Origin of the sequence: Acinetobacter sp. BY419, from assembly GCF_019038395.1 — a bacterium.
Classification (GTDB): domain Bacteria; phylum Pseudomonadota; class Gammaproteobacteria; order Pseudomonadales; family Moraxellaceae; genus Acinetobacter.
Map to the genome: position 1 here is coordinate 23,481 of NZ_JAGFXZ010000036.1, position 6,533 is coordinate 30,013.

8 protein-coding genes are annotated in these 6,533 nt (G+C 39.2%); 6 read left to right on the forward strand and 2 right to left on the reverse strand.

Features of this window, described 5'->3' with window-relative positions; all coding sequences use genetic code 11:
- Positions 1-21 precede the first annotated feature (21 nt).
- Positions 22-852, reverse strand: a complete 831-nt coding sequence (locus KUG37_RS12500; protein ID WP_216936858.1) for a peptidoglycan DD-metalloendopeptidase family protein — start codon at positions 850-852, stop codon at positions 22-24.
- Positions 853-947: 95 nt separating this feature from the next.
- Positions 948-1,736 carry a 5'/3'-nucleotidase SurE gene (gene surE, locus KUG37_RS12505; protein ID WP_216936859.1) on the reverse strand — a complete coding sequence of 263 codons (789 nt, stop codon included), beginning with the start codon at positions 1,734-1,736 and terminating at the stop codon, positions 948-950.
- A gap of 112 nt (positions 1,737-1,848) precedes the next feature.
- On the opposite strand from surE, the gene KUG37_RS12510 reads away from it, so the two are divergent.
- The 6 genes from KUG37_RS12510 to KUG37_RS14775 all read left to right on the forward strand — a co-directional run bounded on the left by KUG37_RS12510 (position 1,849) and on the right by KUG37_RS14775 (position 6,089).
- Positions 1,849-2,220: an MCR_0457 family protein gene (locus KUG37_RS12510; protein ID WP_216936860.1), complete on the forward strand. Its 372-nt coding sequence runs from the start codon at positions 1,849-1,851 to the stop codon at positions 2,218-2,220.
- 160 nt (positions 2,221-2,380) lie between these two features.
- On the forward strand, positions 2,381-2,755 hold the full coding sequence (locus tag KUG37_RS12515) for an MCR_0457 family protein (protein WP_216936861.1): 375 nt from the start codon (positions 2,381-2,383) through the stop codon (positions 2,753-2,755).
- Positions 2,756-2,889: 134 nt separating this feature from the next.
- Positions 2,890-4,038: a D-alanyl-D-alanine carboxypeptidase family protein gene (dacC, locus tag KUG37_RS12520; RefSeq protein ID WP_216936862.1), complete on the forward strand. Its 1,149-nt coding sequence runs from the start codon at positions 2,890-2,892 to the stop codon at positions 4,036-4,038.
- Positions 4,039-4,153: 115 nt separating this feature from the next.
- Positions 4,154-4,687 (forward strand): gamma carbonic anhydrase family protein, encoded by a 534-nt coding sequence (locus tag KUG37_RS12525; protein ID WP_216936863.1) that lies wholly within the window; start codon positions 4,154-4,156, stop codon positions 4,685-4,687.
- A gap of 709 nt (positions 4,688-5,396) precedes the next feature.
- Positions 5,397-5,612, forward strand: a complete 216-nt coding sequence (locus tag KUG37_RS12530; RefSeq protein ID WP_216936864.1) for a cold-shock protein — start codon at positions 5,397-5,399, stop codon at positions 5,610-5,612.
- A 294-nt stretch (positions 5,613-5,906) separates the two neighbouring features.
- Positions 5,907-6,089: a hypothetical protein gene (locus KUG37_RS14775; RefSeq protein ID WP_367947479.1), complete on the forward strand. Its 183-nt coding sequence runs from the start codon at positions 5,907-5,909 to the stop codon at positions 6,087-6,089.
- Positions 6,090-6,533 lie beyond the last annotated feature (444 nt).

Here is a 6,533-nt window from a genome sequence, read left to right on the forward strand (position 1 = left end):
TTTTCAATTTGCATTATTTATTTAACTGTTTGGTAGAACAGCAGTTGGATTAATAGGTTTACCGTCTAAGCGAACCTGAAACTCAAGCATGGTACGGGTTGTACCTGTCGATCCCATTTCTGCAATTTTTTGACCAGCTGTTACATTCTGGCCACTTTTCACATTCATTTTACTATTATGTGCATAAGCCGTGATATAGCCATTGACATGCTTCACCAACACCAGATTACCGTACTCTTTCAGGCCATCCGCGGCATAAACTACCTGTCCATCTGCTGCGGCAAATACCGGATCACCGACATTACCACTATAGCGAATGCCCTTGATATTCGAAGACAGATTATACTGCTGTAGAATCGCGCCATTAGAGGGTTTAACCCAACGTAAACCTGCGGCTGTAGATACAGGGGTTACAGGTGCAGGTGTACTCACACGTGGTGTGGTTTGTACTGTTGTTGCTGGCGTAACTGGTGCAGGTGTAGGTACTGCAATTGTTTGGCGCTGGATGGGCGCTGCTTGAGTCACTGCCTGTGTGCTGGTGCTGCGGCGTGCGGTATTGTTTTTCAGGCGGATCGATTGGCCCACATAGATCCGGTAAGGTGCACTGACATCATTCATCTCGGCAACACTGATATAATTCAGCCCATAACGTGCTGCAATACCACTCAATGTATCACCTGAACGCACCGTATAGAAATCAGGAGCTGTTGCATAACGCGTTGCATTATTCACCTGAGGTTTGGTGGCACAACCGGTAATTACTCCTGTAGAAATAACAACGGTCGATAAAACTAGGGTTTTAATCAGGGCTGCAGGCGAAGCTACGACACATTTCGGTAACACCAAGAACATTATCTTCCTCTCTAATTGCTATACGGTTGCAAAATCCCGTTAAGATTATCAAAGTTTTACCGCAATATACTTGCAATCGCGAGTTTTTCACAAAGTTATAACACTAAGGACGCATTTTCTGCCAATTGTGTTTGCAAATGCCGCAAACTTTCATAATTGGTGGCATCCATCTGAATTGGCGTAATACTGACATAGCCATTGGCCACCGCAGAGAAATCCGAATCAATATCGCTAAATCCTGACTTAGGCTCGGCCACAGCTTCACCCGAGAGCCCAATCCAGTACACTTGACGACCACGTGGGTCGACATGACTCGTAACCGGTTTAGACTGACGGCGCCGACTCTGATAAGTCACTTTTTCACCCTTAAATTCAGCCATATCTGGAATATTGATATTAAAAATATGACGCTCAGGGAGCACAGGCAAACCACGTGCAATAAAATCATGCACCCACTCAGCGGCTAGCTGATAATCTTGCGGCTGCTGATAGCTACGTACATTCGGACCACTCAATGACACCGCAATCGCAGGATGTTTACTTAAACGGCCTTCAAAGGCGGCACCCACTGTACCGGAATACAGTACATCATCACCCAGATTTGCGCCGCTATTAATCCCACTGACCACCAGGTCAAATTCAAGATCAAACAGTCCGTTCATAGCCAAGTAGACACAATCTGCCGGCGTTCCATTAACAGCCCAGACATCTGGAGAAATCTGAATTGGCCTTAAAGGACGATCCAGAGTTAAAGCACTGGAAAATCCGCTGCGTTCACTTTCTGGCGCCACAATCACTACCCGCCCCAAAGGTTTTAAAGCTTGTGCCAAAGCCTGAATACCGGGTGCGAATACTCCATCATCATTTGAAACTAAAATATTCACTGAAAAAATCTCGTTACGCTAAAAAATGACTGGTTAGGACATTTCATTGTATTAGTACAGGAATTATATATATTTATCACTCAACATCTATCTTTAAAATATGTGGCTCAAGATGATTAAAAAATTCTCTTTATTTGGCGCTTTAACTTTAAGCGTGGCAGCATTTATTTCCCCTTCAGTCCTAGCGAGCGATCTGACTGTTGAAGAAAACGATACCATCGTGAAAGAAGATATCGCATCGGCGCAAGTGATGGCTGAGGTTTGCCCGGCCGTGATTGGTCAAAATGCAAAATTAGACAGCACTATTCAGCAATTAATCCAGTCTTATCTTGCAGAATATTCAGATAAAGGCATGAACTATACAAAGCTGCAGGCCGACAGCGAATATAAATCCTTGCTTGAAGAAGCACGTCAGGGTGCCAAACAAACCAGCGTTGGTGAGCAAAAAACAGTATGTAAAGAAGTTCTGGATTATCAGGGCTAAGCAACATGATGTTTACAATAAGATGATGACTGCATCATCTTATTTTGCTTACAGATTTCTTCACAATTCTACAGCTTCACTACATTTCCCCACTTTTTAATTGCAAAAATAAGTTTAAGCTAGGCAAATTATTGTTCTAAATCTTATTTTTGAGTGTTCAATGAAAAATCCATTATTCCAAGCTTTGACCTTCTGCGCATTTTCTGCCTCAATTTTTCTGGGAACATCTGCATTTGCAGCCGATGAAAATATTAATGTCACCCCAACCCAGAAAGTGACCAAACAGGAACTGGCTGCGATTTATGTCCTTTCAGAAATCTGCCCAAGCATGGTGAAAGACAAGTCACAATTCAATCAAGGCTATAACAAACTGGTGACTGAATATATGCCGGGTCAAAACAAGCCGGTTGAAAGCTTAAACCAGATGGCAAAACAAAAAGATTTCCGCAATATTCTGGCCGAAGCACAAGCGGATGCCAAAAAAGCGGGCAAGCAAAAAAATCAGGTGATTTGTGACGAATTAACCACCTATTAAAATTAAGCGATATTTGTGCCGATTACTTACAATACTTTTGAAATAAGACCGGGTTTCCCATAGAAGTCAGCCTAGCTTTGTCCTAAAATGCTAGGCTCTTCGTGCTTACATCAAGATATAGGAACCCACTAGAAATGACCCAAAAAACTGCCCTTGCTGCATTATTATTAGTTCCTAGTTTTAGCTTTGCAGCAACTGTCCTATCTGCACCCCCAGAATTGAATAATAAATCTTATGTGCTAATGGACTTTGAAACAGGGCAACTGCTCGCTTCAAAAAATGAAAATGAAAAATTAGCCCCTGCTTCAATGACCAAGATGATGACCAGCTACATCATCGAACAAAAACTATTGAGCGGTGAACTCACTGAAGATGAACAAGTGCGCATGAACGAGTCAGCATGGTGTCGCGGCAGTAGCGCGGAATCATGTATGTATGTTCCTTTAAACGGTACAGCAACTGCACTTGAAATGCTTCGCGGGATTATTATTCAATCAGGGAATGATGCATCTAAAGCCATGGCCGAACATATTGCAGGGAACGAGGGTACCTTTGCACATATGATGAACCAAGAAGCTAAACGTATTGGCATGACCAATACCAGCTTTGTTAATTCAACCGGCATGCCTGCTGAAGGTCATTATTCGACTGCTAAAGATATGGCCACGCTGGCACAGCACATCATAAAAGACAGTTCCAAGTATTATCCGATTTATGCAGAAAAAGAATTTACCTTTAATAGCATCAAGCAAGGTAACCGTAATGCCCTGCTATACACAGATCCAAGTGTAGATGGTTTAAAAACTGGCCACACCAATGAAGCAGGTTATTGCTTGACCACTTCTTCAAAACGTGGCCCTACTCGCTTGATTTCGGTAATTTTTGGTGCACCAACTATGCAGGAACGTGCGACTCAGACACGCGAATTGCTTGCTTGGGGTTATGCAAACTTTGAAACCAAGAATGTACAGCCAGCTAAACAGGTACTTGCCAAAGCCAAAGTCTGGTTTGGTAAGGAAGATGAAGTTCAGATCGGACTTGCTGAAAACTTTAATGTGACCATGCCTAAAGGTCAGGCCAATGCGATTAAAACTCAACTGGTGGTTCAGCCCAAACTGACTGCGCCATTGCAGCCAGGTCAGGTTGTCGGTAAATATGTTGCAACTCTGGATGGTAAGGTGATTTCAGAAAAACCGCTGGTGGCATTAAATGCGGTTGAAGAAGCGGGTTTCTTTGCGCGTATGCTGGACCATATCAAACAGTTCTTTAGCAACTTGTTCTGAGTCTGATTTTAAAATCTCAGTTTAAGACTAAAGCCAAAGCACTCATTCAGCGAATGGGTGCTTTTTTATTTTATACTATGCACATGATCCTTCATTAATTAGCGAGCAGATCACCATGAGCCAAAACATTCGATCATATTTAGATATCAGCCCTCAGGTGGATGACTCCTGCTATATCGATCCAATGGCTATTGTGGTCGGTGATGTGGTCTTGGCTGAAAATGTCTCGGTCTGGCCGTTTGCGGTGATTCGTGGTGATGTCAATCTGATCCGGATTGGTAAAAACTCCAATGTGCAAGATCATGCCATGTTGCACGTCAGTCATAAAAAAGCCGACAAGCCGAATGGCTCACCCTTAATTATTGGTGAGGATGTCACTATTGGCCATCATGTAACCTTACATGGCTGTACCATTGGCAATCGCGTCCTGATTGGGATTAATAGTATTATTCTAGATGATGTGGTGATTCCGGATGACGTGATGATTGGTGCAGGAACTTTAGTACCCCCCAATAAAGTTTTGGAAAGTGGCTGGCTCTATGTAGGTAGTCCTGCCAAAAAAGCACGTCCTTTAACGGAAAAGGAAATGGCGTTTTTACCATATTCAGCACAGAATTATGTAAAGGTTTCTCGAAACTATCTTGGCTAGTTTTAAGTCCTCAAATCTTCATATTTCATTTTAATTATTCTTGGTTTATGTGTTGCCTTAAAATAAGCATAACTCGGAGGACTAAAATGTTTATTGCGATTTCCAGTTTCAAAATTAAACCAGTAAAAGATGAAGTTTTCACTCAGCATGAAAAACATCTACTGAAGGTATTTATCTGATTTTAGGTGCTCTAGCATCTTATTTTTCATGTTCACTCATACAACACCAAAAACCGCCTAAGTAGCGGTTTTTAATCTTTCAAATTACTATCTGCTCCTCACCAATGGGCTTAAGTTTGGTGAATACAAACTTTGCATGTGGAAGAAAACTATCGACCCCGAACTCAAAGACGCCAATAGTGTTCTTACAGAGCTATATAATCGCATTCATTACTTATCAATCCTGCTAAGCAGCAAAGTAATTAAATTAAATTATCATAAGAAATTGAAATTATTAAGTTTTATAAAATTCTTTCCAATTTTTTATAAAATAATTAAATATACATATAAGAAAATTTGATTATTTTTATTTTTGCTGTATAGTTAATTTAACTAGAAAAAAGTCTCGTTCCGGTAAATCTTCTTTAAGTATCGTAGTTTTAGTCATAATCCTTCGTTTTTTCAGATTTTAAGTCGCCTCTTTATTATTTTCAAAGTTACAAGCAGTCAATAAAATGGCTAAAAATTATTAAAAATCAGTAGGATTTATTATGTCAAACTCAAATGTTGTTAAAGGTACTGTAAAGTGGTTCAACGAAACTAAAGGTTTTGGTTTTATTCAACAAGAAGCAGGTCCGGACGTATTTGCTCATTTCAGCGAAATTGCCAGCTCAGGTTTTAAAACCTTGATGGAAGGTCAATTGGTTGAATTTAGCGTAGCTCAAGGTCAAAAAGGCCCGAATGCTGTAAATATTGTTGCTATCTAATTAATAGCAAGCAATAGAAAAAAAGCACTTATTAGTGCTTTTTTTATAATTTAAAATTTAATTGTAAAGTTCCTTCTGCTTAAAAAAGTCTTCGAAACACAATTCAAGTTGTTAAAACATATAATTTAATTGCAAAATTTAAAAATGGTATTGAAGTTATTGTCTCGTAAATTTCATATAAAATTAAAAGTTATTAGAAACTTAGATGGATAATTTTCCATCATATTATGATGAAGGGTATGTAGGATTAAGCAAAGTCTGAATGTAAAAGATTAATTTGAAACAAAGCACTCTATTCAAGACACTGTGGAGCAGCATCCTGCCGACCTGCAAGCATTTTCAAATATAAAACACATCACCGCAGATGGCGAAGATATTCAGCCTAGTTTTGATATGTTTTTTCAAAGTACCCTAAGCGGAAAATCTTCAAAATTGGCTAAATTCTGCCTATTTCACCTTAGCATTTACTTTGAATGAATATGCTGAAAGTAGAATAATCACTTTATCTAATATTATGACTGATGGTTATTACTCCAAATTCAGTCCTTCAACTTAACTAACAATATTTAATCAAAAACAAAACCGGTTAAAAAAATATCTCTTTATTATTAATATTAGGCGCTATTAAAGCATCCATAAAAAGTCAGATTATATTAAAATTTATGGTAAATTTTAATAATTCTTTCGCTTGAAATATATCTCTTTTATTGGTCATAAAGCTTAAAGAAAAACTTCAATTTATCAAATTGGTCACTATTCTTGAAGTTTTGGGATTCTTTCAAGAAGTAATAAGTTTATTCTATAATTAACCCGAATCGCGGATAAGAAATTGACTTGAAAAATAAGAGGACTAGAGCCATCAGTTGAGTTACCACACCAAACTCACAACTCTAGTCCTGATGTTCAATAGTACCGAATTAT